Origin of the sequence: Methylobacterium aquaticum, from assembly GCF_001043915.1 — a bacterium.
Lineage (GTDB): Bacteria > Pseudomonadota > Alphaproteobacteria > Rhizobiales > Beijerinckiaceae > Methylobacterium > Methylobacterium aquaticum.
In genome coordinates, this window is the sequence record NZ_LABX01000040.1 from 22,910 (window position 1) to 47,442 (window position 24,533).

General features: G+C 68.5%; 21 protein-coding genes, 1 tRNA gene, 1 pseudogene and 1 riboswitch. Of the genes and pseudogenes, 9 read left to right on the plus strand and 14 right to left on the minus strand.

From position 1 onward, the window contains the following. Positions 1–231: 231 nt before the first annotated feature. Positions 232–1,383, minus strand: coding sequence for a hypothetical protein (locus VP06_RS36005; protein WP_156295468.1), 1,152 nt, complete (start codon positions 1,381–1,383; stop codon positions 232–234). Between the two features lie 356 nt (positions 1,384–1,739). Here VP06_RS36005 and VP06_RS37040 point away from each other — a divergent pair, with 356 nt between their 5' ends. After that, a complete protein-coding gene (locus VP06_RS37040; RefSeq protein WP_197093145.1) occupies positions 1,740–2,045 on the plus strand; it encodes a helix-turn-helix transcriptional regulator in 306 nt (101 codons plus the stop codon). A 258-nt stretch (positions 2,046–2,303) separates the two neighbouring features. Here VP06_RS37040 and VP06_RS05465 read toward each other — a convergent pair. Beyond that, positions 2,304–2,379: transfer RNA gene (locus VP06_RS05465), tRNA-Thr, on the minus strand. Between the two features lie 239 nt (positions 2,380–2,618). Between VP06_RS05465 and VP06_RS05470 the strand changes: the two genes are divergently transcribed. The 4 genes from VP06_RS05470 to VP06_RS05485 are packed head-to-tail and all read left to right on the plus strand — an operon-like array spanning position 2,619 to position 4,942. After that, complete coding sequence (locus VP06_RS05470; RefSeq protein WP_048462816.1) at positions 2,619–3,101, plus strand: tellurite resistance TerB family protein; 483 nt, start codon at positions 2,619–2,621, stop codon at positions 3,099–3,101. Positions 3,102–3,108: 7 nt separating this feature from the next. Next, a complete protein-coding gene (locus VP06_RS05475; protein WP_048462817.1) occupies positions 3,109–3,861 on the plus strand; it encodes a glutamine amidotransferase in 753 nt (250 codons plus the stop codon). Beyond that, a complete protein-coding gene (locus VP06_RS05480; RefSeq protein ID WP_048462818.1) occupies positions 3,858–4,229 on the plus strand; it encodes a CidA/LrgA family protein in 372 nt (123 codons plus the stop codon). Before VP06_RS05475 ends, VP06_RS05480 begins: the two co-directional genes overlap by 4 nt. Beyond that, positions 4,226–4,942: an LrgB family protein gene (locus VP06_RS05485; RefSeq protein ID WP_048462819.1), complete on the plus strand. Its 717-nt coding sequence runs from the start codon at positions 4,226–4,228 to the stop codon at positions 4,940–4,942. The genes VP06_RS05480 and VP06_RS05485 overlap by 4 nt, the downstream gene beginning before the upstream one ends. 251 nt (positions 4,943–5,193) lie before the next feature. Here VP06_RS05485 and VP06_RS05490 read toward each other — a convergent pair whose 3' ends face one another. Further along, on the minus strand, positions 5,194–6,519 hold the full coding sequence (locus VP06_RS05490; RefSeq protein ID WP_245291067.1) for a bifunctional folylpolyglutamate synthase/dihydrofolate synthase: 1,326 nt from the start codon (positions 6,517–6,519) through the stop codon (positions 5,194–5,196). A 23-nt stretch (positions 6,520–6,542) separates the two neighbouring features. Next, positions 6,543–6,627, minus strand: a riboswitch (ZMP/ZTP riboswitch). Positions 6,628–7,414: 787 nt separating this feature from the next. Between VP06_RS05490 and VP06_RS33630 the strand changes: the two genes are divergently transcribed. Then, the gene (locus tag VP06_RS33630; RefSeq protein ID WP_053081542.1) at positions 7,415–7,966 is read left to right on the plus strand and encodes a hypothetical protein; all 552 of its coding nucleotides are present in this window, start codon (positions 7,415–7,417) and stop codon (positions 7,964–7,966) included. Between the two features lie 15 nt (positions 7,967–7,981). On the opposite strand, the gene VP06_RS05500 is transcribed toward VP06_RS33630, so the two are convergent. Next, the gene (locus tag VP06_RS05500; protein WP_048462820.1) at positions 7,982–8,929 is read right to left on the minus strand and encodes a 2-hydroxyacid dehydrogenase; all 948 of its coding nucleotides are present in this window, start codon (positions 8,927–8,929) and stop codon (positions 7,982–7,984) included. Positions 8,930–8,942: 13 nt separating this feature from the next. Then, positions 8,943–10,151 (minus strand): pyridoxal phosphate-dependent aminotransferase, encoded by a 1,209-nt coding sequence (locus VP06_RS05505; protein WP_048462821.1) that lies wholly within the window; start codon positions 10,149–10,151, stop codon positions 8,943–8,945. A gap of 239 nt (positions 10,152–10,390) precedes the next feature. Between VP06_RS05505 and VP06_RS05510 the strand changes: the two genes are divergently transcribed. Continuing rightward, the gene (locus VP06_RS05510) at positions 10,391–11,191 is read left to right on the plus strand and encodes an alpha/beta hydrolase (protein ID WP_245291068.1); all 801 of its coding nucleotides are present in this window, start codon (positions 10,391–10,393) and stop codon (positions 11,189–11,191) included. Positions 11,192–11,319: 128 nt separating this feature from the next. Here the strand turns inward: VP06_RS05510 and VP06_RS05515 are convergent, their stop codons facing one another. From VP06_RS05515 to carB, 7 genes are all read right to left on the minus strand, one after another. Continuing rightward, a complete protein-coding gene (locus VP06_RS05515) occupies positions 11,320–12,633 on the minus strand; it encodes a dicarboxylate/amino acid:cation symporter (protein WP_048462822.1) in 1,314 nt (437 codons plus the stop codon). Positions 12,634–12,751: 118 nt separating this feature from the next. Then, positions 12,752–14,167, minus strand: coding sequence for an aspartate ammonia-lyase (gene aspA, locus VP06_RS05520; protein WP_048462823.1), 1,416 nt, complete (start codon positions 14,165–14,167; stop codon positions 12,752–12,754). A gap of 203 nt (positions 14,168–14,370) precedes the next feature. Further along, the gene (locus VP06_RS05525) at positions 14,371–15,270 is read right to left on the minus strand and encodes a LysR family transcriptional regulator (protein ID WP_048462824.1); all 900 of its coding nucleotides are present in this window, start codon (positions 15,268–15,270) and stop codon (positions 14,371–14,373) included. Between the two features lie 171 nt (positions 15,271–15,441). After that, positions 15,442–15,921, minus strand: coding sequence for a P-loop nucleotide/nucleoside kinase family protein (locus VP06_RS05530; protein WP_053081543.1), 480 nt, complete (start codon positions 15,919–15,921; stop codon positions 15,442–15,444). 24 nt (positions 15,922–15,945) lie between these two features. Continuing rightward, a complete protein-coding gene (locus VP06_RS05535) occupies positions 15,946–16,593 on the minus strand; it encodes a hypothetical protein (protein WP_245291069.1) in 648 nt (215 codons plus the stop codon). A 42-nt stretch (positions 16,594–16,635) separates the two neighbouring features. Beyond that, positions 16,636–17,112: a transcription elongation factor GreA gene (gene greA, locus VP06_RS05540; RefSeq protein WP_048428844.1), complete on the minus strand. Its 477-nt coding sequence runs from the start codon at positions 17,110–17,112 to the stop codon at positions 16,636–16,638. 124 nt (positions 17,113–17,236) lie between these two features. Beyond that, a complete protein-coding gene (gene carB, locus VP06_RS05545) occupies positions 17,237–20,710 on the minus strand; it encodes a carbamoyl-phosphate synthase large subunit (RefSeq protein ID WP_048462825.1) in 3,474 nt (1,157 codons plus the stop codon). A 165-nt stretch (positions 20,711–20,875) separates the two neighbouring features. Here carB and VP06_RS05550 point away from each other — a divergent pair, with 165 nt between their 5' ends. Both VP06_RS05550 and VP06_RS05555 read left to right on the plus strand, forming a co-directional pair. After that, on the plus strand, positions 20,876–21,649 hold the full coding sequence (locus VP06_RS05550; protein WP_048462834.1) for an SDR family NAD(P)-dependent oxidoreductase: 774 nt from the start codon (positions 20,876–20,878) through the stop codon (positions 21,647–21,649). A 149-nt stretch (positions 21,650–21,798) separates the two neighbouring features. Continuing rightward, the gene (locus VP06_RS05555; protein ID WP_063928348.1) at positions 21,799–22,221 is read left to right on the plus strand and encodes a GtrA family protein; all 423 of its coding nucleotides are present in this window, start codon (positions 21,799–21,801) and stop codon (positions 22,219–22,221) included. Positions 22,222–22,656: 435 nt separating this feature from the next. On the opposite strand, the pseudogene VP06_RS05560 reads toward VP06_RS05555, so the two are convergent. After that, positions 22,657–23,616: pseudogene (locus tag VP06_RS05560) on the minus strand (transposase); the annotation flags it as partial. A 95-nt stretch (positions 23,617–23,711) separates the two neighbouring features. Next, complete coding sequence (locus tag VP06_RS05565) at positions 23,712–24,335, minus strand: PilZ domain-containing protein (protein WP_048462836.1); 624 nt, start codon at positions 24,333–24,335, stop codon at positions 23,712–23,714. Between the last annotated feature and the right edge of the window lie 198 nt (positions 24,336–24,533).

Sequence of the window (24,533 nt, forward strand, 5' to 3'; positions counted from 1 at the left end):
CATGGTAGTGCCTTAGTTGGTCATCGGCTTGGCGATGCTGGCGGTTGAAAACTGCTTCGGTGGTAACCGGTAAGCGCCTTGTGCTGTGGGGGGTAGAAAACCGTGATCGAGGCAAATGCGGCGCGGGCAGGCTGTTTGATGGGGTAGACATGGCCAATGACGCCTTATTTTGACTGCTGAAGGGGGCGTATGTATTACAAGGGCTTTTACGATGGATTTCCCAAGGCATGGTCAGTGTTTGGAATTGGTCGCTTCCCGCGATGCGTTCGGGCGAAGAGCCTGAAGTCGTCGCTGCCGCTCTTCGAGCTGGCTCTCGCTCGTCGACTGCTCAGAAACTAATTTGCCTAGATCCGTAATGAAGCGCGAGGCCACCGCACTCAACGCAGCAAGCTGCTCCGCTGGCACAATCCCACGTCCACGATTGTCATCCGACAGGCCAACGGCACTCATAAAATCTGCTGTAGAATCGATTGCTGCATCGATGACGCGCCCGCGCTGCGCCTCGACCGTCGCGATCTGAGTCGCCGCTATCTGTAGAAGAGAAAATGCCTTTTCAATCAAGCCCTTCATCTGTGGATTTGCCGGTAGCGAGAGCACTTGAATCTGCTCCTCGCCTGACGTCCATTCAATCACGTCGGGCGGCCGAGCGGATGATCCGGTCTTCCGATCATTTCTGCTACTATCAAAGCGTCGTACAGGCACGTATACATCGCCAACACTTCGATTCTGGTCGCCAGGGGCATTAGGAGCTTCGTGCTTCTGTTTCGACGATGGACCGGGTTTTTCCGCTTCGGAATGCGCCCGAGAATGACCGCCGCGTGCCCATTGGTTCAGCCCTTGCCCGCTTTTTTCGGCTAGAGCCTCAACCTCGCTCGGTAATATGTTAATACTATCAAGATAAAGGATAGCTCGAACGTCACGATTATAGAGTTTGCGGGCTTCGCGCTTGCCATGCGCACTATCATCGCCATAAGAAATAACGCATTCAACCGCAAGATGAATTGTTTTTGTTCGAGACGATGGCTTTTCACGCCTGATGCTCAATGTTCTAACGAGGGCAGCATGCAGTCTAGGATCATTTTGCGATTTCTTCCAGATTGCATAAGCGAGCGCTATTCGGCTTACATGTTTTTTTACTGTGAGTTTTTTAATTGCACTTCCCACAAATTTTAGCCATTCATCAGGATCTTGCTCAAGTCGGCTATCAATGCGAAAGCCTACGTCAATGCGTGAGATCACTACATCGGCGCTGGCGATCACCTTCGGATCGACGCTCGTGGTGCAGACTTCGTTCTTCCGGTGCCATGCCGCCCGCGCTTTCGCGCCAGCAGCGAATCGACCCTCGGCCGTTCCACGCCGCAATTTCATACTCACCCCTTCCATGTCTGTTCGACAGACATAACGCCGACGATGCCGATACGGCTCCATTCGAAACGCAGCTGACCAAGCCGGATAGCCACGACTATGCCGTCCCGCGCTGGCGGCCTAGATGCCCAGGTGAATGGCTGAGGACTTTTACGGGCGTCGCGCGGACGTCTCTGTTCTCGGGCTCAGAGTTCAGCGCGTCGCCGTTTTGCAAGGCGTGTTGCGGACAGCGAGAAGGAGGCGGCCAGCTCGAAATTCGGCACTCTCGGCCCGCTCAAACACGCGGCGCACGACATCGATCAAGCTACGACCGGGCGCTTCCCAGCGGCCGAAAACCGTCGCGTAAAGGGGCCATCGCCATCACGAAAGGGAGCATGGCGATGACCTACGTGGCGCATGTTAACGCCTATAAAAATTATAGGAAAAATCGCGTTCGGGCTGACGCACGTCGCGTCGATGCCGCTCACGCGACGGCCGACGACGTGCTCTTGACCGAGCACGAGGTCGCGGGGCGTCAGGGGCGGTCGGTGCGGACGCTGCAAAACCAACGCGTCAATGGCGGCGGGATACCTTACCTGAAGCTCGGACGCGCCGTGCGCTACCGACTCAGCGATGTGATCACGTGGGAAGAGGCGCGGCGCTTCAGCAGCACGAGCGAGAAGGAGCAACGCAAGGCGTGACCCTTTCATCAGGCTTCAAAGTTTGCGCAATGGCCTCGCGGCCGAACGCCTCACGCCAAACCCGAATCGAGCTAACGGGCACGGTGCCGATCACCGTACCTCTACCGGATGGATGAATCAGGCAGGCAAAGGGGAGGGGGCCGAATTCACCCGCTGGGCCTCCCCTACCGCGTGGTCACTCGGTGGTCACCGGGCCAAAGCAAGCATGCCGCCTTCGATGTCGAAGGCGGCTAAACCATTGATGTTGATGAAGGAAAATGGTGCCGCAAGAGGGATTCGAACCCCCGACCCCCTCATTACGAATGAGGTGCTCTACCAGCTGAGCTATTGCGGCGCCGACCGGGCTGTGTGAACCGCCGACCGATGGGCGTGGTCATACCCGCCGTGCATCGGCTTGGCAAGGCGTCCTGCACGGGCTTGCTCCAAAAGGATTTGGGCGTGCCGGGCCTGTGGGCAGACCGCGGATGCAGGGCTTGGGAGGACCGCCCGGCGCCCTGGGTGCTTGACGCTGGGCTGCCAATTCCGGAGCATGGCGCCGCCGCATCTGCAAAAAATCCCCGCGACATCCCCCGAATGCCCCTGATCGCCCGCCTTCGTGCCTATGCCGCCGAGATGTTCGGCGCGCCCGCGTCGCCGCCCGACCCGGAGGCGGAGCAGCACCTCGCCGCCGTGGCCCTGCTCGTCCACGTCGCGCGGGTCGACGGGACCCTCGCCGCGGTGGAGCGCGACCGGCTCGCGCGTCTGCTGACCCCTCGCTTCGCCCCCACCGAGGCAGATGCGAGAGCGCTGATCGAGCGGGCCATCAGCTTCGACAACGAGACCCGCGACGTGGCCGCGTTCGTCGAGATGATCGGCCGCGACGTGACGGAGGAGGAGCGGCGCGGGCTCCTCGGTCTGGCCTGGGCGGTCGCCGCCGCGGACGGGCAGGTGCACGAGTTCGAGGACGATCTCGTCTGGCGCGTCGGCCAGCTCCTCGGCTTCGACGAGGCCGCGATCACCGCGACCCGGGCGGTCGCGCTGGCAGAGCTGCCGACGCAGCCGGCGCCGGCGCGGTGACGGAGCCATGGTGAGTCCGCTCGTCAGTCCGGGGTCCGGATGCAGGCCCGTGCTGCTGGTCCTGCATCAGGAGCAATCCACACCCGGTCGCCTCGGCCGGCTGTTTCAGGAGCGCGGCTATCCCCTCGACATCCGCCGCCCGCGCTTCGGCGACCCGCTCCCCGAGACGATGCGGGACCATGCCGGTGCGGTGATCTTCGGCGGGCCGATGAGCGCCAATGACGGCGACGCCTTCGTGCGCCAGGAGATCGACTGGATCGAGGTGCCGCTGCGCGAGGAGCGGCCCTTCCTCGGCCTGTGCCTCGGTGCGCAGATGCTGGCGAAGTGCCTCGGCGCAACGGTCTGCGCCCATCCGGAGGGGCGAGCCGAGATCGGCTATTATCCGCTCCTGCCGACCGAGGCGGGGCACGCCTTCGCGGGCGAGATCGGCCAGCCCTGGCCGTCCCACGTCTATCATTGGCACCGGGAGGGCTTCACCTGCCCGGCAGGGGCCGACACCCTGGCCACCGGGGACGATTTCCCCACCCAGGCGATCCGGGTCGGGCCGGCGGCGTTCGGCTTGCAGTTCCACCCCGAGGTCACCCACGCGATGATCTGCCGCTGGACCGTGCGGGCCGCCGAGCGCCTGCGCCTGCCCGGGGCACAGGACCGGGCGCGGCAGATCGAGGGCCGGCTGATGCATGACGGCCGCGTGGTGGCGTGGCTCGACGCCTTCCTCGACCATTGGCTCGCCGGGCCGGGCCACCCCACAGCATCATGATCCTCAGCCTGACCCTGCTGCTGCTGTGTCAGCTCGCCGGCGAGATCCTCGCCCGCACCTTCGCGCTGCCGGTCCCCGGCCCGGTCGTCGGCATGGCCCTGCTCCTCGGAGTGTTGATCCTGCGCGACCGGCGGCCCAGCGGGCTGCCGACGCCGATGACCGACGGCACGCTGGAGCGCACCGGCAAGGGGCTCCTCGCCCATCTCTCGCTGCTGTTCGTGCCGGCAGGCGCCGGGGTGATCGGGCGGCTCGACGTGCTGGCCGCCCACGGCCTCGCCCTCGCCCTCTCGCTCGTGGTCTCGACGGTCTTCGCCCTGGTCGCCACGGTGCTCACCTTCTCCTCCGTCGCGAAGCGAACCGGACGATGACCGGGGACTTCGCCCTCTGGGTGTTCCTGTCGCGCACGCCGCTCCTGTGGCTCACCGTGACGCTCACCGCCTACGTCGTCGCCGACCGGGTCTCCGCCGCCACCCGCCGCCACCCGCTCGCCAATCCCGTGCTGCACGCGATCTGGATGGTCGGCCTGGTGCTGATGGTCACCCGCACGCCCTACGCGGTGTATTTCGAGGGCGCGCAATTCGTGCACTTCCTGCTCGGCCCCGCCACCGTCGCGCTGGCGATCCCGCTCTACGAGCACCGCAAGACCGTGACGCGGGTGCTGGTGCCGATGCTGGCGGCTCTCCTCGTCGGCTCCACGGTCGCCCTCGTCACCTGCATCGCCACCGCGAAGCTCCTCGGCGTCCCGGACCCGATCCTGATCGCCCTGGCGCCGAAATCCGTGACGGCGAGCGTCGCCATGGGCATCACCTCGGCCCTTGGCGGCGACCCGACGCTGACCGCCGTGCTGGTGATCCTCACCGGCATCCTCGGCGCCATCCTGGTGACGCCGCTTCTCGACCGCCTCGGGGTCAAGGATTATCGCGCCCGCGGCTTCGCGGCAGGTCTCGCCGCCCACGGCATCGGCACCGCCCGCGCCTTCCAGGTCAGCGAGGTCGCCGGCACCTTCGCGGGCATCGCCATGGGGCTCAACGCCTTCCTCACCGCCGTGCTGGTGCCGCTGGCGCTGGCGTTTCTGCGCTAGTGTCCCGGTAGCGAAATTCGCCCATGAACCATCGCTCGCATCGGTGAGCGCACAGACGAGCGGGGCCGCAACTGCCCAGCAGGCGGGTTCATCGTCGGAGTTCAGCACCAGGACACTAGCAGACGATTTTTGGCCTAAATCCGACAGGCTGCTAGAGCGCTTCACGATCACGTTGCCATCGGGTGCTGCTCCAGGTTTTTGATCTTGCTGCATGTTCTGCGAACAACCTTTGTCCTTGGTCGGACAATGCTCTAAGCCTCCGGATCCTCCGTCCTCGCCCGTAATGCGCCGACGAGATGGAGCGAGCCCGTCACCAGCAGCCAGCGGCCCCGCGTCGCGGCGAGATCCACCGCGCGGGTCAGGCCGGCCTCCGGCTCCGCCGCTGCCTCGGCCTCCAGCCCCTCGGCGGCGGCGAGCGCCCGCAAGGCGGCGGCGGCATGGCCGCGCCGTTCCGGCATCTCGGTCGCGACCACGCTCGCCCGGTGCCGGGCGAGCACGGCGAGGAAGCCCGCCGCATCCTTGTCGCCCGCCATCGCCACGAGGGCGATGCAGGGGCCGGGCAGGTCGGGCATGCGGGCGAGGTCGCGCAGGACCGCCGCGAGGTTGAACGGCACATGGGCGCCGTCGAGCACCACCGGCACCGCGCCGTGTCTCGTCCGGATCCGCCGGCGCTCGAGCCGCCCCGGCAGGCATGCGCTCGCCCGGACCGGCGCGTCGAGGAGACCAGCCCGCAAGGGTGTGCCGTCGCGGCCCAAGGCGCCGCGCTGGCCCAGATGGTCGAGGACGAGGCCGGCGAGCGCGGCGTTCTCCTCGGCAATCGCCGCACCCGGCGGGATCGCCGGCCGCAGCACCGGGCAATCGAGGGCGGCGGCGCGGGCGGCCGCCACCGCCCCGGCCTCATCGTCGGTCGCCAGCGTGGTGACGAGCGCGGTCCCGGGCTTGAGGATGCCGACCTTCTCGGCGGCGATGGCGGCGCGGGTATGCCCGAGGATCTCGGTATGTTCGAGGCCGACATTGGTGACGACCGCGACCTCGCTCTCCACGGCATTGGTCGAATCGAGGCGCCCGCCGAGCCCGACCTCGATCACCGCCCAGTCGAGCCCGACCTCGCCGAAGATCGTGAGCGCGGCGGCCGTCAGCACGTCGAACCAGGTCGCGTCCTGGCCCGCGGTCCCGTCGCGACGCGCAGCCTCGTGGGCGTCGAGCGCGCGGGTCAGCGCCCATGCGAGGGTGGCGTCCGCCACCGGCCGGCCCTCGAGGCAGACCCGTTCGGTCACCGACTCGACGTGGGGCGAGGCGTAGCGCCCGACCCGCAGACCCGCCCGCATCAGCCCGGCCTCGATCAGCGCGCAGACCGAGCCCTTGCCCTTGGTGCCGCCGACATGAATCACCCGCAGGCGATTGTGCGGCTCGCCGAGCCGGGCGAGCAGGTCGCGCATCGGATCGAGCCCGACCCGCATGCCGCCCCGCGGCCGCTTCTCCCAATCCGTGAGGCAATCCAGGCGGTCCAGGACGGGAGGCAGCGGATCATCGGCGGGCGAAGGCAGGAGCGAGGACATCGGCGGCATCAGCGTCATGGGTCACCCGTCGATCGGTGCGGGGAGGGTGCCCAGGCGAGCGGCGGCGACGTCCCGCGCTCCCCGGTGGTCGGACCACCTTGAACCTCGCCCGTCACGCGGGACAGCCCCCATAAGAGGCGAGCCGGTGACGGGCAACCGGCGGTCGGAAGCCCCGAGTGATACCAACGGTCGTTGGAAACGACCTTTGGTTCCGTTCGCGAAATTTCGTCAAGCCTCTGGCTTGGCATCGAAAATTCGAGATGGTTCATCGGCCCGATGCGTCAGCATCTTGGGCCGATGGTATGATGCCCGACAGCCGCAACACGCCGTGCCGCCAGCCCTGGCCGGGCGTGAACCGGAAGCCGTCGCCGCGCCTTGAAGCCGAAGCGGAAGCCGGGGAACCGGTCGCGGTCGTTGAAACGCGGGAAGCCGGGTGTCTGCCCCGCCTTCACGCCCCGGAAGACGCTCTGGCAGGCCCGATCCAGCCGCTTGAGCGTGACCTGGAGGGATTGGGCATTCGGAGCCCTGGGGGGAGTCTCCCGCTGCGTGGAGTCTTGGCGGGAGTCTTGGCGGGAGTCTTGGCGATGGCGTCCTGACGAGAGATGCCGGGCTGCGGCGCTCCGGGCCGTTCTCCGATCGCGTCGGGAGCCGTCCTGACGTGTTGAACCCCGCCCAGGGCCGCCGTCTCGGACCGGGAATGGTGGTCCAGTCCAGTATCCAATCCGCCGCGGCGGGACGATGCTCCAGACGTGTATGCGTCATGACGCTCTGGTTGCAGGGGTCGATGCCCGCTCGTGGGGGCCGATCGCGGCATCGACGTCGTTGTTCTTGCTTAACGGCGAATTAACCATGACGTGCGAGGGTTGGGTTCGACGCTGATCAGCGGTCCGACCAGGTCGACGGGACATACGTCATGGGACTCGACGTCTTCGAGAGTATCCGCGCAACACGGCCCAGCAGCGAGAGCGATTGGCTGGAGCAGAGCTTCGTCGCGAATCTCGGCGACGTGATCCAGTCGGTCGGGGTCATGAACGAGCGCCAGGGATTGACGCCGGTCGACGGCGCCTCGTCGCCGCGGGACTGGGATGCGCTGATCGCGCATGTGCGGAAAGCAGCGCGCGGGCCGGTCGGGCCGGTCGGGGCCGACATCACCATGCAGGCCCGCCATCGCGAGGCTCAAGCCCAGGCGCTGCTCCGCAGCGCGCACAAGCGGCTCGACGAGGCCGCCGAGCGCGAGGCGCAGGCGGAGGCACGGGTCAGGGCGGCGGAGGAGCGGGCCCGCCTCGCCGAGGCGCGGGCGGCGGCCAGGATCGAGATGGCCGAGACCCGGGCGCGCCGGGCCGAGGAAGCCGCCCGCAGCGCCCTCGACTGGTTGCAGCGCATCCGGCAGGCCGGGATGACCGAGGCCGGGGCAGGACCCGCCATGGCGCCGCCCCTCGGCCTCCGGCTCAGGAACGTCGCCTGAGCGGGGACGCTCAGGTCAGTATCCGCGCGCGACATCCACGGCCTGCGGGATCCGCCCCGTGGCGCGATAGGCCCGCACGTTGCCGGCGACGATGCCGGCGCTGCTCGCCGGGGTGGTCGGCCCGGAGATGTGCGGCAGCACCGTCACCCCGGGATGGCGCCAGAGGGGCGAGCCCGGCGGCAGCGGCTCGACCTCGAACACGTCCAGCACCGCGTGCGAGAGGTGGCCCGCATCGAGCGCGGCGAGGAGCGCGTCGATCGCGACGAGGGGCCCGCGGCCGAAATTGATCAGGGCCGCCCCCGGCTTCATCGCGAAAAGCCGGCCGGCATCGAGGAGGCCGCGGGTCTCTCCGGTCAGCGGCAGGAGGCAGACGACCACGTCGCTCGTCGCCAGCAGGCCGGCGAGACCCTCCGGCCCGGAGACGCCCGCCACCCCCGGCGGGACTGGCTTCGGCGACCGGCTCCAGGCCGCGACCCGGAAGCCCGCCCCGACCAGGCGCTCGGCCGCCGCGCTCCCCAGGGCCCCGAGGCCGAGGAGCCCGACCATCGTCTCGCCCGGCGGGCGATAGGCCAGTTGGCGCCAGGTCCCGGTCTCCTGCTGGCGCCGATAGGCCGGCATGTCCCGTTGCAGGTAATAGGTCCAGGCCAGCACCGCCTCGGCCATGGTGCGGGCGAGTTCGGGATCGATCAGGCGGACGATCGGCACGCCGTTTCCCCCCAGATCGCGCACCAGCCGCTCCACCCCGGCCCACAGGCTGTGGATCCAGGCGAGGTTCGGCAGCAACGCCACCTCGGCCGGGTCCGGATTGGCCACGATGGCGATCCGGATCGCGGCGCGCTCCTCGGCGCTCAAGGTCCGGAACGGCCGGATGGTCTCCTCGGGGAGCGCCGCGGCGAGCGCCGCCAGGAAGTCGGCCTCCTCCTCCGCGTCGAGGGTGCCCAGGAAGGCGATCGTCTCCGACATCGGATTCCTCCTGTCAGCGGCTGAGCACGGGGGTGAGGCGCGCCACCGCCTCCCGGGCGAGGCCCGGGCTGATGGCGAAGCACAGGCGGATGAAGCCCTCGCCCTCGGGCCCGAAGGCGGTGCCGGGCGCGACGCCGACCTTCGCCTCCTCGAGGAGCCGGAAGGCAATGTCGAGGCTGGTCTCGTCGGGGCGCGGCGTGCCGGGGCCGGCGACCCGCGCCATCAGGTAGAACGCCCCCTCCGGCACCGACACGGTGACCCCGGGCAGCCGCGACAGGCCCGCGACCAGGATCTCGCGGCTCTCGGCGCAGCGGGCGACCATCTGGCGGATGAAGCCGTCGCCTTCCTCCAGGGCCGTCACGGCGGCGTGCTGGATGAAGGTCGGGATCGAGGTGGTGTTGTACTGGCCGAGCTTGGCGAAGGTGGGCGCCAGCCCCCGCGGGGCGATCAGCCAGCCGGCGCGCCAGCCGGTCATCGCCCAGTTCTTCGAGAAGGTGTTGGTGACGATCAGCCGGTCGTCCTCGGTGCAGATCTGCAAGAACGATGGCGCGATGGCGTTGCCGTAGGTGAAATGGGCATAGACCTCGTCGGAGAGGATCCACAGGCCCCGCGCCCGGGCGAGGTCGCGAAGCGCCGTCATCTCGTCGAGCGGCATGGTCCAGCCGGTCGGGTTCGAGGGCGAGTTCACCACGATCACGCGGGTGCGCGGAGTGATCGCCGCCGCGATGTCGGCGAGCGGCAGGGCGAAGCGCCCGTCGCCCTGCACCCGGTAGGGCACCGTCACCGGCACGCCGCCGGTGATCCGCACCGCCTCGGCCAGGTTCGGCCAGGCGGGGGAGGGGATGACGATCTCGTCGCCGGGTTCCAGCAGGGCTTGAGCGGCCTGCATGATGGCGTTCATGCCGCCGGCGGTGACGGCGAAGCGCTCGGGCGGGATCTCCACGCCCCAGTGCCGGGCGTGATAGGCGCTCAATGCCTCGCGCAGGCGGGCTAAGCCGAGCGACGTGGCGTAGCGGGTATGGCCCGCCAGCATCGCCCGGTGCGCCGCCTCGACGATGAAGGGCGGCGTCGGCAGATCGCCCTCGCCGATCCACAGCTTGACCACCTCGGGATCGTCCCGGCCGCGATCGGCGACGAGGCCGATCTGGCTCGTGCCGATGCCGCGCATCCGCGGCGAGAGGTCGGCGGCGAGGTCCGGGGTGGTCGTCTCCGCATGGGTCATCGGTGGCTCGTGCCCTCGTGTGGTGGCAGGCGTGTCGGCGGAGTCCTGCATAGCACCGGCCGAGCCGCGCGCGAGCCGCATCCCGCGCATCCATGCCGGTGGATCTTGGCAATGGATCTTGGCGATGGATCTTGGCAATGGATCTTGCCATCGACCTCCGCCCATCGACCTTGGCGATGGATCTCGGCCGGATCGCCGCTACAACGCTCTCAAGAACGAACAACCGGAGGAGACAGAGCGTGACGGTCAATCGCAGAACCGCCCTGGCGGGCGTCTCCGCCCTCGGTGCCGCCGCACTCGCGTCGGGCGCCGCGCAGGCGCAAGCGGCATCGAAGACCTACGTGCTGGTGCACGGCGCCTATGGCGGCGGCTGGATCTGGCACGATGTCGCCGCCGCCTTGCGCGGCCAGGGGCACCGGGTCTTCACGCCGACCCAGACCGGGCTCGGCGAGCGCAGCCACCTGCTGTCGCGTCAGATCACCGTCGACACCCATATCGACGACGTGGCGAGCCTGATCGCGTTCGAGGATCTGCGCGACATCGTGCTGGTCGGGCATTCCTACGGCGGCATGGCGGTCACCGGGGTCGCGGACCGCCTGACCGACCGGATCCGCCACATCGTCTATCTCGACGCGCTGATCCCCGAGAACGGCGACACCGCCTTCACGATCCTGCCCGCCGGCATGGCCGATGCCCGGCGCAAGGCGGTCCTGGAGCAGGGCGCGGGCGTCGCCCTGCCGGTGCCGGGCCCGGAGGCTTTCCCGATTCCGGCGGGACCGGCCAAGGACTGGTTCCACCAGCGCCTGCGGCCGCACCCGATCGGCACCTACGAGAGCCCGGTGCGGCTCGGAAAGCCCGCCGGCGCCGGCCTGCCGGTGACCTATGTCGCTTACACCAACCCGGCTCTGGCCGCGATCGAGCCGAGCCGGCAGAGAGCGAAGGCCAAGGCCGGGTGGCAGTACCGGGAAATGGCGGTGCCGCACGACGTGCAGGTGCCGCATCCGGAGAAGGTCGCCGAGCTGCTGGCGGGCGTCGGCTAGAGCATTTTCCGACGAAGTGGATACCGGTTCGTCGTAGAAAATGCGGAAAAATCAAAGATCTAGAGAAGCTTCGCGATTGCAACGCGATCGTGAAGCGCTCTAGCGCCGCGCCCACCAGCATCTTATCGTTACGCCGCCTGACCGGTCGGCACAGACACGGCGGCCGGCTCGTCGACCAACTCCTCCGTCCCCTCCTGCATCTCGCCCTGCCAGCGGGCGACCGCGGCGGTGGCGAGGCCGTTGCCGAGCACGTTGGTGACGGTGCGGCCCATGTCGAGGATCTGGTCGACGCCCATGATCAGCAGGATGCCGGCGGCGGGCAGGCCGAACATCGGCACGGTGGCGGCCACCACCACCAGCGAGGCACGCGGCACGCCGGCGATGCCCTTGCTGGTCACCATCATGACGAGAAGCATGGTGAGCTGCTCGGTGATGCCGAGATGGATGCCGAACGCTTGGGCGATGAACAGCGAGGCGAGCGCCTGGTACATCATCGAGCCGTCGAGGTTGAACGAGTAGCCGAGCGGCAGCACGAAGCCGGTGACGCGGGGGCGCACGCCGAACTTCTCCAGCACCTCGACGGTGCGCGGGAAGGCGGCCTCGCTGCTCGCCGTCGAGAAGGCGACGATCATCGGGGTGCGCAGCAGGCGCAGGAGCCGCACGACGCTGGTGCCGAGCACCAGCCAGCCGGCGCCGATCAGCAACGCCCACAGCACCGCGAGGCCGAGATAGAACACGGCGATGAACTTGCCGTAATCGACCAGCACGCCGAGGCCCTGGATGGTGACCACCGAGGCCATGGCGGCGAAGACCGCGAGCGGGGCCACCTGCATCACCGCGTCGGTGACCTTGAACATCACCTGGGCCAGGCCGTTCAGCATGTGCACCATCGGGTCGGCATAAGCACGGTCGATCGCGCTGAGGCCGAAGCCGAAGAACACCGAGAAGACCAGGATCTGGAGCACCTCGTTCGTCGCCATCGCCGACACGATGCTGGTCGGGAAGACGTGGGTGATGAACTCGCGCAGGTTGATCGAGGCGGCCTTCAGGCCCGTCTGCGCGGTCGCCTCCGGCAGCGGCAGGCCGAGGCTGGCGCCGGGCTGGAAGATGTTGGCGACGAGGAAGCCGAGCGACAGCGAGACGATCGAGGCGGTGACGAACCAGCCCATGGCGAAGCCCGCGACGCGGCCGACCGCCTTGGTGTCGCCGAAACTCGCGATGCCCGACACGATGGTGGCGAAGACCAAAGGCGCGATGATCATCTTGATCAGCCGCAGGAAGATGTCGGTGCCGACGGTGAAGTAGCCGGCGATCTCCTTCGCCTCGGCCGGGCTCGCCGCCATGCCGTGCAGCACCGCGCCGACGGCGACGCCCAAGGCGAGGCCGATCCCGGTATAGAGCGTGAGCCGGCCCGAGCGTCCGGTCGATTCAACCAGTGCCATGTTGTGTCTTCCTCCCAGGGGTGAACGGATGTGCGGACGGGCCCGTGGGCGCGAGATGAGCGCGCCCACGGTCTTCCACGGATGTCTGGCGTTTCCGTCCGTTGACTGATGGCGTGCGTCAGGCCACGGTGAGGGCCTGCGGATGCGTCAGCCGGTCGGGTTGCAGGACCCGGTCGAGCTGGTCTTTGGCCATCAGTCGCCTTTCGAGCACGAGATCGTAGACGCCCCGGCCGGTGGCGTGGGCCTCCATCGCGACGGCGGTGGCGTTGCGATAGCCGATATACGGGTTGAGCGCCGTGACGATGCCGATGGAGGTCTCGACGCTGGCGCGCAGCCGCTCGCGATTTGCCGTGATGCCCTGGACGCAATGGACGTCGAGGGTGCGGCAGGCCGCCTCCAGATGGGCGAGGCTGCGGAACAGGCTGTAGGCGATCACCGGCTCGAAGGCGTTGAGCTGGAGCTGGCCTCCTTCCGCCGCGAAGGAGATCGTGACGTCGTTGCCGATCACCTCGAAGGCGACCTGGTTGACAACCTCCGGGATCACCGGGTTGACCTTGCCGGGCATGATCGAGGAGCCGGCCTGGCGCGCCGGCAGGTTGATCTCATTGAAGCCGGCGCGGGGGCCGCTCGAGAGCAGGCGCAGGTCGTTGCAGGTCTTCGACAGCTTGACGGCGACGCGCTTGAGCACGCCCGACACCTGCACGAAGGCGCCGCAATCCTGGGTCGCCTCGACGAGGTCTTCCGCCGTGACGAGCGGGATCCCGGTGATGGCCGAGAGCCGCTCGCGCACCAGGCCGGCATAGAGCGGGTGGGCGGTGATGCCGGTGCCGATCGCGGTGGCGCCGAGGTTGATCTCGCGGATCAGGAGTTCCGCTTCGCAGAGCCGCGCCTCGTCCTCGCCCAGCATCCGCGCATAGGTGCCGAATTCCTGGCCGAGCGTCATCGGCACCGCGTCCTGGAGCTGGGTGCGGCCCATCTTGAGGATGTCGCGGAACTCTTCCGATTTGGCCGCGAAGCTGGTCCGCAGGGCCGCCATGGCGTCGACGAGGCGGCGGATCGCCCCGATCCCGGCGATCTTCAGCGCCGTCGGATACACGTCGTTGGTGCTCTGCCCCATATTGACGTGCTCGTTGGGGTGGAGCCGGCCGTAATCGCCGCGCGCGGCGCCGAGGAGTTCGAGCGCCCGGTTGGCGATCACCTCGTTGGCATTCATGTTGGTCGAGGTGCCGGCCCCGCCCTGGATCTGGTCGACGACGAACTGGTCGTGCAGCGCGCCGTTGCGGATCTCGATGCAGGCCGCCACGATGGCGTCGCAGCGTTCCGTATCGAGCAGGCCGAGTTCGCGATTGGCCAAAGCCGCCGCCTGCTTGATCGCGGCGAGCGCCCGGATCAGGTCCGGGCAGGTGGCGAGCGTCATGCCGGTGATCGGGAAGTTCTCGACGGCGCGCAGCGTGTGGATGCCGTAATAGGCGCTGGTCGGCACCTCCCGGTCGCCAAGAAGATCGTGCTCGATGCGGGTCGCGATGGCGGTCAAGGGATGGCTCCTGACGCAGGGATGGTGGGCGCGCGACCGCGCGCCGGCGCGCCAGAGGGCGCGCAGGGGACAAGGCCGCGTCGGGGGACGGGTTGGACCGGGATCCGCCTCGGCGGGTTCGTCGAGACCCCGCGGTGCCGTCACCGGATCGCGGCGGAATAATCCCGCAGGGCCGGCGCGGCCAATGCTATGGTTGGGATGAACTATTCCGCATCCGAATAGTTTGGCGGATCCTCCGCGGCGACGGCCCAGACCTCGTCCAGGAAGGAGCGGTGGCGCTCGGCGCTGCGGTAGAGGCGGATGTCCATCGGCATCTCGCGGCCGAGCACCGTCAGCGCCCCGGCCCGGATCTCGGACTCGACCAGGCTGCGCGGCAGCCAGGCGATGCCGTGGCCGCCAAGGGCCATCGAGCGCAGCGCCTCGGCCATCGAGTTCTCGTTGGTGTGGACCGGATAGGTCGCCGGCGCGTCGTCCCCGCCCTGCGCGATTCCGGCGAGGCGACCGAGGAAGGAGCCGCGCGAATATTGCAGCAGAGGCAGGCGGCCCCTGGTGTCCGGTACCAGCCCGCGCGGAGAGGCCACCGCCGCCAGGCTGTCGCGGCCGACGATCCGGCAGGGATAGCGCTCGGGATCGAGCGGGATCGGGATGCCCGGGTGGTGATAGGTCAGGAGCAGGTCGTAGCCGCCCTCGACGAGCGCCTGGACGCAGATGTTGAAGTTGTCCGGCAGCACCCGGCTCGCCACCGGCCCCAGCGCGTCACGGATTCGGCCGAGCCAGCGCGGCAGGAACGACAGGCAGAGCGAGTGAAGCGCCGTGATCGTCACCACCGGCAGCCCGGCGCCGTCGCTGCGGGCGCGGAAATCGGCCCGGCTCAGGGTGAGCAGCCGCACCACCTCCTCGGCGGTCTCCAGGAACTGGCGGCCATCCGCCGTGAGCGTGATCGGGTAGGTGCTGCGATCGAGGAGCGCGGTGCCGAGCCAGACTTCGAGGGACCGGATGCGCCGGCTGAAGGCCGACTGGGTGACGGCCCGTATCTCCGCCGAGCGCGAGAAGCTGCGGGTCTCGGCGAGGCTCAGGAAGTCCTCGATCCACTTGAGTTCCATCGTGGGCGTCCGGGTGGGCGGGGGCTGGCGTCACCCCTGCGCCGCTTCTGTCGCCTCACTTTACGAGAGGCGGTGGGGCAAGACACCACCCCGCCCATGACACCCGCTGCGCGGCCCCGGGATGACCTTGTGGGGTGGGGCCGGTGAGGGGTTGTCCCGAATCCTGTTGGATCAGCATTGCCGCGATGTCGCCGCGACGAATGCCTCGTCTGCGTGCAGGGGCTCGAACCGCCCCTTCAGCGCGTCGAACGTCTCCGAGGCGATGTACAGGCTGCGTTCTGCCCGCCCGTTCCGAGTCGCCACCCGCCGCCACGCCTCCTCTTCCCGGCACTCGACCTTGTAGAGGATCGCGCGGGCACCACAGGCTTCCGCCAGGTGGCGGGCATGGTCGCGCTCGGCGCGGCGCCAGAACCCGTAATCCAGCACCACGTCGAGGCCGAGATGCAGGCACCGGGTCCAGATCGGCTCCATCAGGTCGAGGATCGCTGCTGCATGCTGCGGGAACGTGTCGGCGGGCGGGTCCTCGCCGAACAGGCGGGCCATCCACTCGTCAGGCGTGAACCGCACCGCTCGGTGCCGTTGCTCCAGGTCCCGCGCCAGGGTCGTCTTGCCCGCACCGAGGAAGCCGAACAGGAGGTGGGCCGTCGGCATATCGTCCAGCTTACGTCCCGGGGCTCACTCCAGCCCCAACCCCCGCTTCAACCAAGCCGCGTAATGCCCGGCGATATAGGCCACCCGCCGTCCCTCCGATGCCGGATCGTACCACGCCCCGCCCGAACTGGCGTTGGTGGCCGACAATTGGGGATGGCGCAGCAGCACGGTGCCGGCGCGGTCGACCACCAGGGCCTCGCCTTCGAGATAGTCGGTGTTGGTGGCATTGCCGCCGCTGCCCCGTCCGCCTCCGCCGCCGCGGGTCTCGCTGCCGGCATAGGGGTTGATCGACAGGCCGGTCACCCGCACCACCAGGACCGGGCCGGGGCCGCCGACCCGGTCGGAAAAGGTCTTGGCCAAAGCCGCCTGCAACTCGGCTCGCACGCCCTCGGCGTAGCTGTTGAGGCCGGTGGCCAGCAGCGGACGGACATCGACCCGGATGGCGGAGAAGCGCGTCGTCGGCGGCAGGGCCGCGTCCTGCGCGCTCGCCGGCACGGCGGCCGTCACCAGGGCAGCCGCGATCAGGGTCTTGCCGATCAGGGTCTTGCCGACCAAGAACTTGCCGAGCAAGAACTCGCCGACCAAGGACTTGCACCAGCGCAGCATCCGGATCGTCTCCATGGCGCCCGACGGGGCGACCTCGTCAGGCCGGAAATAGACCCGGACGGCCATTCCGGCAACGCTTCGCGGGAGTGCCGAACGTCCTTCGGCGCGTTATGCGCCGAACTGGATGCCGACGATCTCGTAGGACTTGCCGCCGCCCGGGGTGACGACCTCGACGGTGTCGCCGACGCCCTTGCCGATCAGCGCGCGGGCGATCGGCGAGGTGATCGAGACCCGGCCGGCATGCACGTCGGCCTCGGGCTCGCCGACGATCTGGTAGGTTTTCTCCTCCTCGGTGTCCTCGTCGATTAGCTTGACGGTGGCGCCGAACTTGATCTTCGAGCCGGAGAGCTTCGACACGTCGATGACCTCGGCGCGGGAGATCAGGCTCTCCAGCTCCAGCACCCGGCCTTCGTTGTGCGACTGCGCCTCCTTGGCGGCGTGGTATTCGGCATTCTCCGACAGGTCGCCGAGCGCGCGGGCCTCCGCGATCGCCTGGATGATCCGCGGACGCTCCTCCTGCTGACGGCGCTTCAGCTCTGCCTCGAGAGCCGCGAATCCCCGTACCGTAATCGGAACCTTGTCCATCGTCGTCGTCTCGCGTCACAAATAATCGGCCCGGCGAGAGGGTAAGCCTCCCGACCGGGCCTGTTTCCGATTGTCTCGCGCGGGCGCGAGGGGATGATGTCGGTCTCGTTCGCGGTTTTTCGACTTAAGCCGCGAAATATTCCTGTAAGGCCCGCACCTCGAGATCACCCTCGAGATACGCCTTGATCCCCTCGGCAGCAGCCATCGCCCCCGCAAGAGTGGTGTAGTACGGCACTTTATGCAAGAGGGCGGCCCGGCGCAGCGACCGGGAGTCGGACAGCGCGCCCGCGCCCTCCGTGGTGTTGAACACCAGGTGGATGTCGCCGTTCTTGATCGCGTCGACCACGTGCGGGCGGCCCTCCAGCACCTTGTTGATGCGGGTGGCGGGCACGCCGTTCTCGACGAGGTAGCGCTGGGTGCCCGCGGTGGCGAGCACCGTGAAGCCGAGCTCGGCCAACAGCGTCATGGCCGGCAGGATGCGCGCCTTGTCGTCGTCGCGCACCGAGACGAAGACCGTGCCGGCCCTCGGCACCTTCGTGCCCGAGCCGAGCTGGCTCTTGGCGAAGGCGACGCCGAAGCCGCGATCGAGGCCGATCACCTCGCCGGTCGAGCGCATTTCCGGCCCGAGCAGCACGTCCACGCCGGGGAAGCGGGCGAAGGGGAAGACCGCTTCCTTGACGGCGATGTGGGCCAAGGTCTTGGGCTTGAGGCCGAAGGAGGCGAGGGGCTCGCCGGCCATCACCCGGGCGGCGATCTTGGCGATCGGCTCGCCGATCACCTTGGCGACGAACGGCACGGTGCGGGAGGCCCGCGGGTTGACCTCCAGGACGTAGATCACCCCGTCCTTGATCGCGTATTGCACGTTCATCAGGCCGCCGACCTCCAGCGCCAGCGCCAGCCCGCGGGTCTGGCGCTCCAGTTCGGCGATGGTCTCCGGCGACAGCGAGCGCGGCGGCAGCGAGCAGGCGGAATCGCCCGAATGGATGCCCGCCTCCTCGATATGCTCCATGATGCCGGCGATGAACACGTCCTTGCCGTCCGACACCGCATCGACGTCGACCTCGATCGCGTCCGACAGGTAGCGGTCGAACAGGAGCGGGTTCTTGCCCAGAACCGTGTTGATCTGGCCGGTCTTGTCGTTGGGGTAGCGCGCCTTGACGTCCGACGGGATCAGGCTCGGCAGGGTGTCGAGCAGGTAGTCGGCGAACTGGGTCTCGTCGCGGATGATCGCCATGGCGCGCCCGCCCAGCACGTAGGACGGCCGCACCACGAAGGGCAGGCCGAGATCGGCGGCGATCAGCCGGCTCTGCTCCACCGAATAGGCGATGCCGTTCTTCGGCTGCTTGAGATGCAGCTTGTCGAGCAGGCGCTTGAAGCGGTCGCGGTCCTCGGCCAGATCGATCGCGTCCGGCGAGGTGCCGAGGATCGGCACGCCCGCTTCCTCAAGGGCGCGGGCGAGCTTCAGCGGCGTCTGGCCGCCGAACTGCACGATCACGCCGTGCAGCGTGCCGGCCTGCCGCTCGGTCTCGATGATTTCCAGCACGTCCTCGGCGGTCAGCGGCTCGAAATACAGCCGGTCCGAGGTGTCGTAGTCGGTCGACACCGTCTCCGGGTTGCAGTTGACCATGATGGTCTCGTAGCCCGCATCGGTGAGCGCGAAGCAGGCGTGGCAGCAGCAATAATCGAACTCGATGCCCTGGCCGATCCGGTTCGGGCCGCCGCCCAGGATGATGACCTTCTTGGCGTCCGTGGGCTGCGCCTCGTCGGCCACCGCGCCGGCGAAGGGCGCGACGTAGGTCGAGTACATGTAGGCGGTCGGCGACTTGAACTCGGCCGCGCAGGTGTCGATCCGCTTGAAGACCGGCCGCACGTCGAGCGCCCGGCGGGCGGCCCGCACCGCCCCTTCCTCGATCCTGGCCAGCACCGAGAGGCGCGCATCCGAGAAACCTGCCGCCTTGAGCTGGCGGAAGGCGCCCGCGGTCTTCGGCAGGCCGAAGCGCTTCACCTTGGTCTCGAGGTCGATGATGCCCTGGAGCTGCTCCAGGAACCACGGGTCGATCTTGCAGGAGGCGTGGACCTCCTCGTGGCTGACGCCGAGCCGCAGGGCCTGCGCCACCTTGAGCAGCCGGTCCGGGGTCGGCGTGCCGATCGCCGCCTTGATGGCGTTGCGGTCGTCGCCCTTGCCCAGCCCCTCGATCTCGATGTCGTCGAGGCCGGTCAGGCCGGTCTCCAGGGAGCGCAGCGCCTTCTGGAGCGATTCCGCGAAGGTGCGGCCGATCGCCATCGCCTCGCCGACCGACTTCATGGCGGTGGTCAGGGTCGGCTCGGCGCCCGGGAATTTCTCGAAGGCGAAGCGCGGGATCTTGGTGACGACGTAGTCGATCGTCGGCTCGAACGAGGCCGGGGTCGCGCCGCCGGTGATGTCGTTGGCGATCTCGTCGAGGGTGTAGCCGACCGCGAGCTTGGCCGCGACCTTGGCGATCGGGAAGCCGGTCGCCTTCGAGGCGAGCGCCGAGGAGCGCGAGACCCGCGGGTTCATCTCGATGACGATCATCCGGCCGGTGGCCGGGTCGACGGCGAATTGCACGTTCGAGCCGCCGGTCTCGACGCCGATCTCGCGCAGGACCGCCAGCGAGGCGTCGCGCATGCGCTGATATTCCTTGTCGGTCAGCGTCAGCGCCGGGGCGACGGTGATCGAATCGCCGGTATGGACCCCCATCGGGTCGACGTTCTCGATCGAGCAGACGATGATGCAGTTATCCGCACGATCGCGGACGACCTCCATCTCGTATTCCTTCCAGCCGAGGACCGATTCCTCGATCAGGACCTCGTTGGTCGGCGAGGCGTCGATGCCGCGCTCGACGATGTCGAGGAATTCTTCCCGGTTATAGGCGATGCCGCCGCCGGTGCCGCCCATGGTGAAGGAGGGCCGGATGATCGCCGGCAGGCCGACCTCGGCGAGCGCCACCAGCGCCTGGCCGAGCGCATGCTCGCCGTAGCGCTTGCGCCGGTCGTTCTCGCCCGACGCCCATTTCTTCTCGAAGGCCGCGAGCGCCGCCTTGCGGGAGGCCGGGTCGCTCTCGGCGGCCTCAATGCGGGCCACCTCGGCGAGGTATTTTTCGCGGTCGGCCTTCTTGGCGGCGGAGGCGTTGGCGAGCGCCGATTTCGGCGTCTCCAGGCCGATCTTGGTCATCGCATCGCGAAAAAGGCTGCGGTCCTCCGCCTTGTCGATCGCCTCGGCGGTGGCGCCGATCATCTGCACGCCGAACTTTTCCAGCACGCCCATGCGCTTGAGCGAGAGGGCGCAGTTCAGCGCGGTCTGCCCGCCCATGGTCGGCAGGAGGGCGTCGGGCCGCTCCTTCTCGATGATGCGGGCGACGATCTCCGGGGTGATCGGCTCGACATAGGTCGCGTCGGCGAGATCCGGATCGGTCATGATCGTCGCCGGATTCGAGTTGACGAGGATGATCCGGTAGCCTTCCTCGCGCAGGGCCTTGCAGGCTTGCGTGCCGGAATAGTCGAACTCGCATGCCTGCCCGATGACGATCGGGCCCGCGCCGATGATGAGGATGGAGGAGAGATCGGTGCGCTTGGGCATCGGACGCTTCAGACTCGTGCGGCGCGCTGCCTCGTTCCTCGGATCCGGCGTCTTGGCCCGGTCGGGGCGTGCGAGGCGGGAAGCGGACTGGGCGGAAGCGGCGGGGATTGCGTTGGGCGCCCTTAGCATAGGCGTACAGATCAGGGGAAGGGTGTGGCCGAGGTCATGGATCAGGGGGGAGAGGCGCGCTGGACGCTGGTCACCGGCGCGTCGAGCGGAATCGGAGTGGCGATCGCGAAGGGATTCGCGGCTCGGGGGCGACCGCTGATCCTGAGCGCGCGACGGGCGGAGCGCCTGGAGGCGCTGGCCGCGGAGCTGCCCGTGCCGGCCGTCGTGGTGCCGGCGGATCTGGCGGCGCCGGGCGCCGCGGAAGCGCTGATTGCGGCGATCGAGGCCCGGGGCCTCACCCTCGACACCCTCGTCAACAATGCCGGCTTCGGCCTGCGCGGCCGCTTCGCCGCCCTGCCGGCCCGGGACCAGGCCGAGATGGTGGCGGTGAACGTCACCGCCCCGACGGTCCTGAGCCGGCTGGTGCTGCCGGGGCTGATCGCCCGCCGGTCCGGCGGCATCCTCAACGTCGCCTCGGTGGTCGCCTACCTTCCCGGCCCGAACATGGCGGCCTATTACGCCAGCAAAGCCTATCTCCTGTCGCTGTCGGAAGCGCTCTACGAGGAGGCGCGGCCGCACGGCGTCACGGTCACGGCCGTCTGCCCCGGCGCCACCGCGACGGAGTTTTCGCAGCGGGCCGATGTCGGTGGCCCCAAGCGCTTCACCGGCTCCATCATGACCGCGGAGGCGGTGGCGAAGGCGGCAGTGGCCGGCTACCTCGCCGGGCGGGCGGTGGTGATCCCGGGGGCGGCCAACCGGGCGGCGGTGCTCGGCGCCCGGCTGATGCCGCGCTGGCTCGGCCGGAAGGTGGCGGCCCGCCTGCAACGATGACGCAGGTTTCGACGCATTCGGGTCATCTTCGGTTCAGTGCCGTGCGTTAGACAGACAACGGCGGCCTGGGCTGCCGCGATCGATCCCGTGCCTTGTCGAGTTGCGTCGTGGCGAGCGAACCGAGACCGCATCCGCGAAGAGGCGACGCCTTGGCGGCCCTCGCGCGGCAATTCCTCTCTTATGTCGGGGTGAGCCTCGCCGCGCTCGCCGTGCATTACGCCGTGCTCGTCATCCTGGTCGAGACCGGCCGCGCCGACCCGGTGCGGGCGGCTTTGGCCGGCTACCTCGCCGGCGCCGTGATCTCCTACGGGCTCAACCGCCGCCTGACCTATGCGAGCGCCCGGCCGCACGCCGAGGCGGCGTGGCGCTTCGGCCTCGTGGCGGCGATCGGTTTCGGGCTCACCTGGCTCATCATGGCGGTCCTCACCCGCGGTTTCGGCCTGCCCTATTTCGCCGCGCAGGGCCTGGCGACCGGGGTGGTGGTGTTCTGGAACTTCCTCGGCCACCGGCTGTGGACGTTCTCGGCGAGGCCGGTGCCGGTCCTGTCGGACGAGGTGCCGGCGGTGCGGTGAGGCATCGCCTCCTTCCGCTCGCTCGCTCCCCGATCGCGCGGGCAGATTTTGTCCCGTGAAGCCGCTCGCAGTCCCGGATCTCGGTTCGACGGATCCCCAGGATAGGACGGTGCGATTCCGCCGTCCCGCCAAGCCGTCCCACCCGCGACATCATCCTGGGGCTGTTTGCGCGGATTGCGTGCCCAAAAGGTGTGGCAGCTGGGATCATCCTCACCTCATGCCGACGCATTAGTCGATCGTCGATCGACTAACCTCGAAGGAGGGCTCCGGGAATCGCAAAGGCTTCGGGAGCCCTTCCTGACCATCTATCAGTTTTAAGTCTTCCAGAGGGGTGGTAGCGGGCACAGGGCCTGCATGAGCCTGGCGATGCGGCGGAGGCCACGCATGAAGCGTGACAGCTTGGAGCGCGCCACCTTGGCGGGTTGCCGTTTCAAATCTTTTTTCGGCGGGGGTGGGATAATGGACCTCATCCCACCGCCCGGTCGAGACGGCACTGTAGAGAGCCAGGGCCATCACGAGCAGCAGACGGGCGAGCCGGTCAGGGTAGCGAAGCTGTGTGTTGTCGATACCGAAGCCGCGCGACTTGAAATCGGAGAACATCGGCTCGATCGCCCAGCGTTCGGAATACTCCAGCGTCGTCCGGTAGCTTGGCTTGTCCGACATCGCGACGATCCAAGGCTGATCATGGCCGGGATCGTGGATGATGCCGATCTGGGTCTTGGCTCGCTGCGCCGTCAACTCCACGCCTTCGAGATAGAAGTCCCTGCTCTTCGCCCGTGCCGCCGCCGTGGTCCGGCCCGCTTTGTCCCTGACCGTCAGCGTGCCCTTGAGCCGCAGCCGGTCGTCCCAGCCCTGCTTCTGACACAGCGCGATCAGATCGGCCGTGCCGTAGAACCGATCGCCCATCAAGCACACTGCGGCGCTCGCCGGCAGCCACGGCGCCACCGTGTCGAGCAGGTCCTTCTGCGTCGCAAAGCCAATCGCGCCTGCCGTCGCGGCGACCCGCCAAGCCAGCGGCAGGGCGCGCTTGCCGTGGCGGACCGCCACCATCAGCACCTGATGGCGCTCCGACAGCTTCGACTGATCGAGGATCAACACGATCCCGCCGGGTTCCGCCGCAGCCTGCTCCAGCACCTCGGCGGCAAAGGGCGCCATCACACCATCGGGATCGATCAGAGGATTGCCCAGGACACGCGCGATCCACTGATAGCGCATGTCGGTCCGCTCCGCCTCGCGGGGCAGAGACGCCGCCAGATCCATCAGGTTGGCGCTGCGGACCTCCAGCATCGTCGCGACCAGCAAGGCGAGGTTGTCACGCTGCGTCTTGCGTTGCTGCGGCAGACGGTGCTTGAACTCATCAATCAGCCCAGCCGCGACGGCTCTGATCCCACTCACAAAGCCACAAGCTCCCTCATCGGGAAGCCTGGATCACACCACCCACCCAACCGTCAACGACACCCTTAAAAGTGATAGATGGCAAGGGTCGGGCCCTAAAGCACGATAGTCTCGTCAAACCGATCCGGCGACAGCGGCAGCCGGAACTCGACCGCGACGCCGCCCTTGAACGGGCGCACAACGCGCGCCGGCGTGCGGCCGACGATCACGCTGGAATCGAGGGGAAGCGCCGCCTCGCAGGCGATGGCCGCGCCGGAGAGCGAGACGTCGACGATGCGGGCGGCGATCTCGCGCCCGTCCTCGAGTTGCAGGGTGGTGAGGGTGTGGCGCGGCACCACGCGCTCGTGCCGGCGGTCCTCCGGCAGGCCGAGCGCCGCCCGGTTGGCGAGCCAGGTGAGCTGCGAGGCGATCTTGTCGCGCTTGCGCAGGGTGGCGCTGATCGTCACCGCGACGCCGTCCGGCAGGACCCGGGCGATGGTGCCCTCGATCCGCCCGACATGGTCGAGATAGATCACGATGCGCTCGCCGACCTCGCCGCCCACCGCGCAGGTCAGGCGCACGCCGCCCGGGGACATGTCGACGGTCTGGCACGGATATTCCTGCCGGTCGGCGAGCATGTAGCGCCCGAGCAGGGACACGGCGACGCGGCGGTGCCGGCGCTTGTCGGCCACCGCATGCAGGGGGAGGGGACGCACGCGCAACGAAGCGGACCGATCCATCACGCTCGCCATCACGCCCGACCCATCCCGCTCGACACCCCCGGCGCGGACCGGCCGGCTCCGGCGAGGATGCCGGCGGATTGGTTAACGGGCGGCTTCGTCACAGCCTGCCGCCGTGATGCACCACGAAACGCTTGCGGCGCTCGGGCCCCGGCTCGTCGTTGGCCGCGGGCGGGGGCCCGAGCGCCGCAAGCGTTT

Bases quoted from the DNA above. Each gene is read 5' to 3' on its own strand.
- VP06_RS36005 (WP_156295468.1), bottom strand. From the start codon at position 1,383: ATGGAAGGGGTGAGTATGAAATTGCGGCGTGGAACGGCCGAGGGTCGA.
- VP06_RS37040 (WP_197093145.1), top strand. From the start codon at position 1,740: ATGGCGATGACCTACGTGGCGCATGTTAACGCCTATAAAAATTATAGG.
- VP06_RS05470 (WP_048462816.1), top strand. From the start codon at position 2,619: ATGCCCCTGATCGCCCGCCTTCGTGCCTATGCCGCCGAGATGTTCGGC.
- VP06_RS05475 (WP_048462817.1), top strand. From the start codon at position 3,109: ATGGTGAGTCCGCTCGTCAGTCCGGGGTCCGGATGCAGGCCCGTGCTG.
- VP06_RS05480 (WP_048462818.1), top strand. From the start codon at position 3,858: ATGATCCTCAGCCTGACCCTGCTGCTGCTGTGTCAGCTCGCCGGCGAG.
- VP06_RS05485 (WP_048462819.1), top strand. From the start codon at position 4,226: ATGACCGGGGACTTCGCCCTCTGGGTGTTCCTGTCGCGCACGCCGCTC.
- VP06_RS05490 (WP_245291067.1), bottom strand. From the start codon at position 6,519: ATGACGCTGATGCCGCCGATGTCCTCGCTCCTGCCTTCGCCCGCCGAT.
- VP06_RS33630 (WP_053081542.1), top strand. From the start codon at position 7,415: ATGGGACTCGACGTCTTCGAGAGTATCCGCGCAACACGGCCCAGCAGC.
- VP06_RS05500 (WP_048462820.1), bottom strand. From the start codon at position 8,929: ATGTCGGAGACGATCGCCTTCCTGGGCACCCTCGACGCGGAGGAGGAG.
- VP06_RS05505 (WP_048462821.1), bottom strand. From the start codon at position 10,151: ATGACCCATGCGGAGACGACCACCCCGGACCTCGCCGCCGACCTCTCG.
- VP06_RS05515 (WP_048462822.1), bottom strand. From the start codon at position 12,633: ATGGCACTGGTTGAATCGACCGGACGCTCGGGCCGGCTCACGCTCTAT.
- VP06_RS05525 (WP_048462824.1), bottom strand. From the start codon at position 15,270: ATGGAACTCAAGTGGATCGAGGACTTCCTGAGCCTCGCCGAGACCCGC.
- VP06_RS05530 (WP_053081543.1), bottom strand. From the start codon at position 15,921: ATGCCGACGGCCCACCTCCTGTTCGGCTTCCTCGGTGCGGGCAAGACG.
- VP06_RS05535 (WP_245291069.1), bottom strand. From the start codon at position 16,593: ATGGCCGTCCGGGTCTATTTCCGGCCTGACGAGGTCGCCCCGTCGGGC.
- greA (WP_048428844.1), bottom strand. From the start codon at position 17,112: ATGGACAAGGTTCCGATTACGGTACGGGGATTCGCGGCTCTCGAGGCA.
- carB (WP_048462825.1), bottom strand. From the start codon at position 20,710: ATGCCCAAGCGCACCGATCTCTCCTCCATCCTCATCATCGGCGCGGGC.
- VP06_RS05550 (WP_048462834.1), top strand. From the start codon at position 20,876: ATGGATCAGGGGGGAGAGGCGCGCTGGACGCTGGTCACCGGCGCGTCG.
- VP06_RS05565 (WP_048462836.1), bottom strand. From the start codon at position 24,335: ATGGATCGGTCCGCTTCGTTGCGCGTGCGTCCCCTCCCCCTGCATGCG.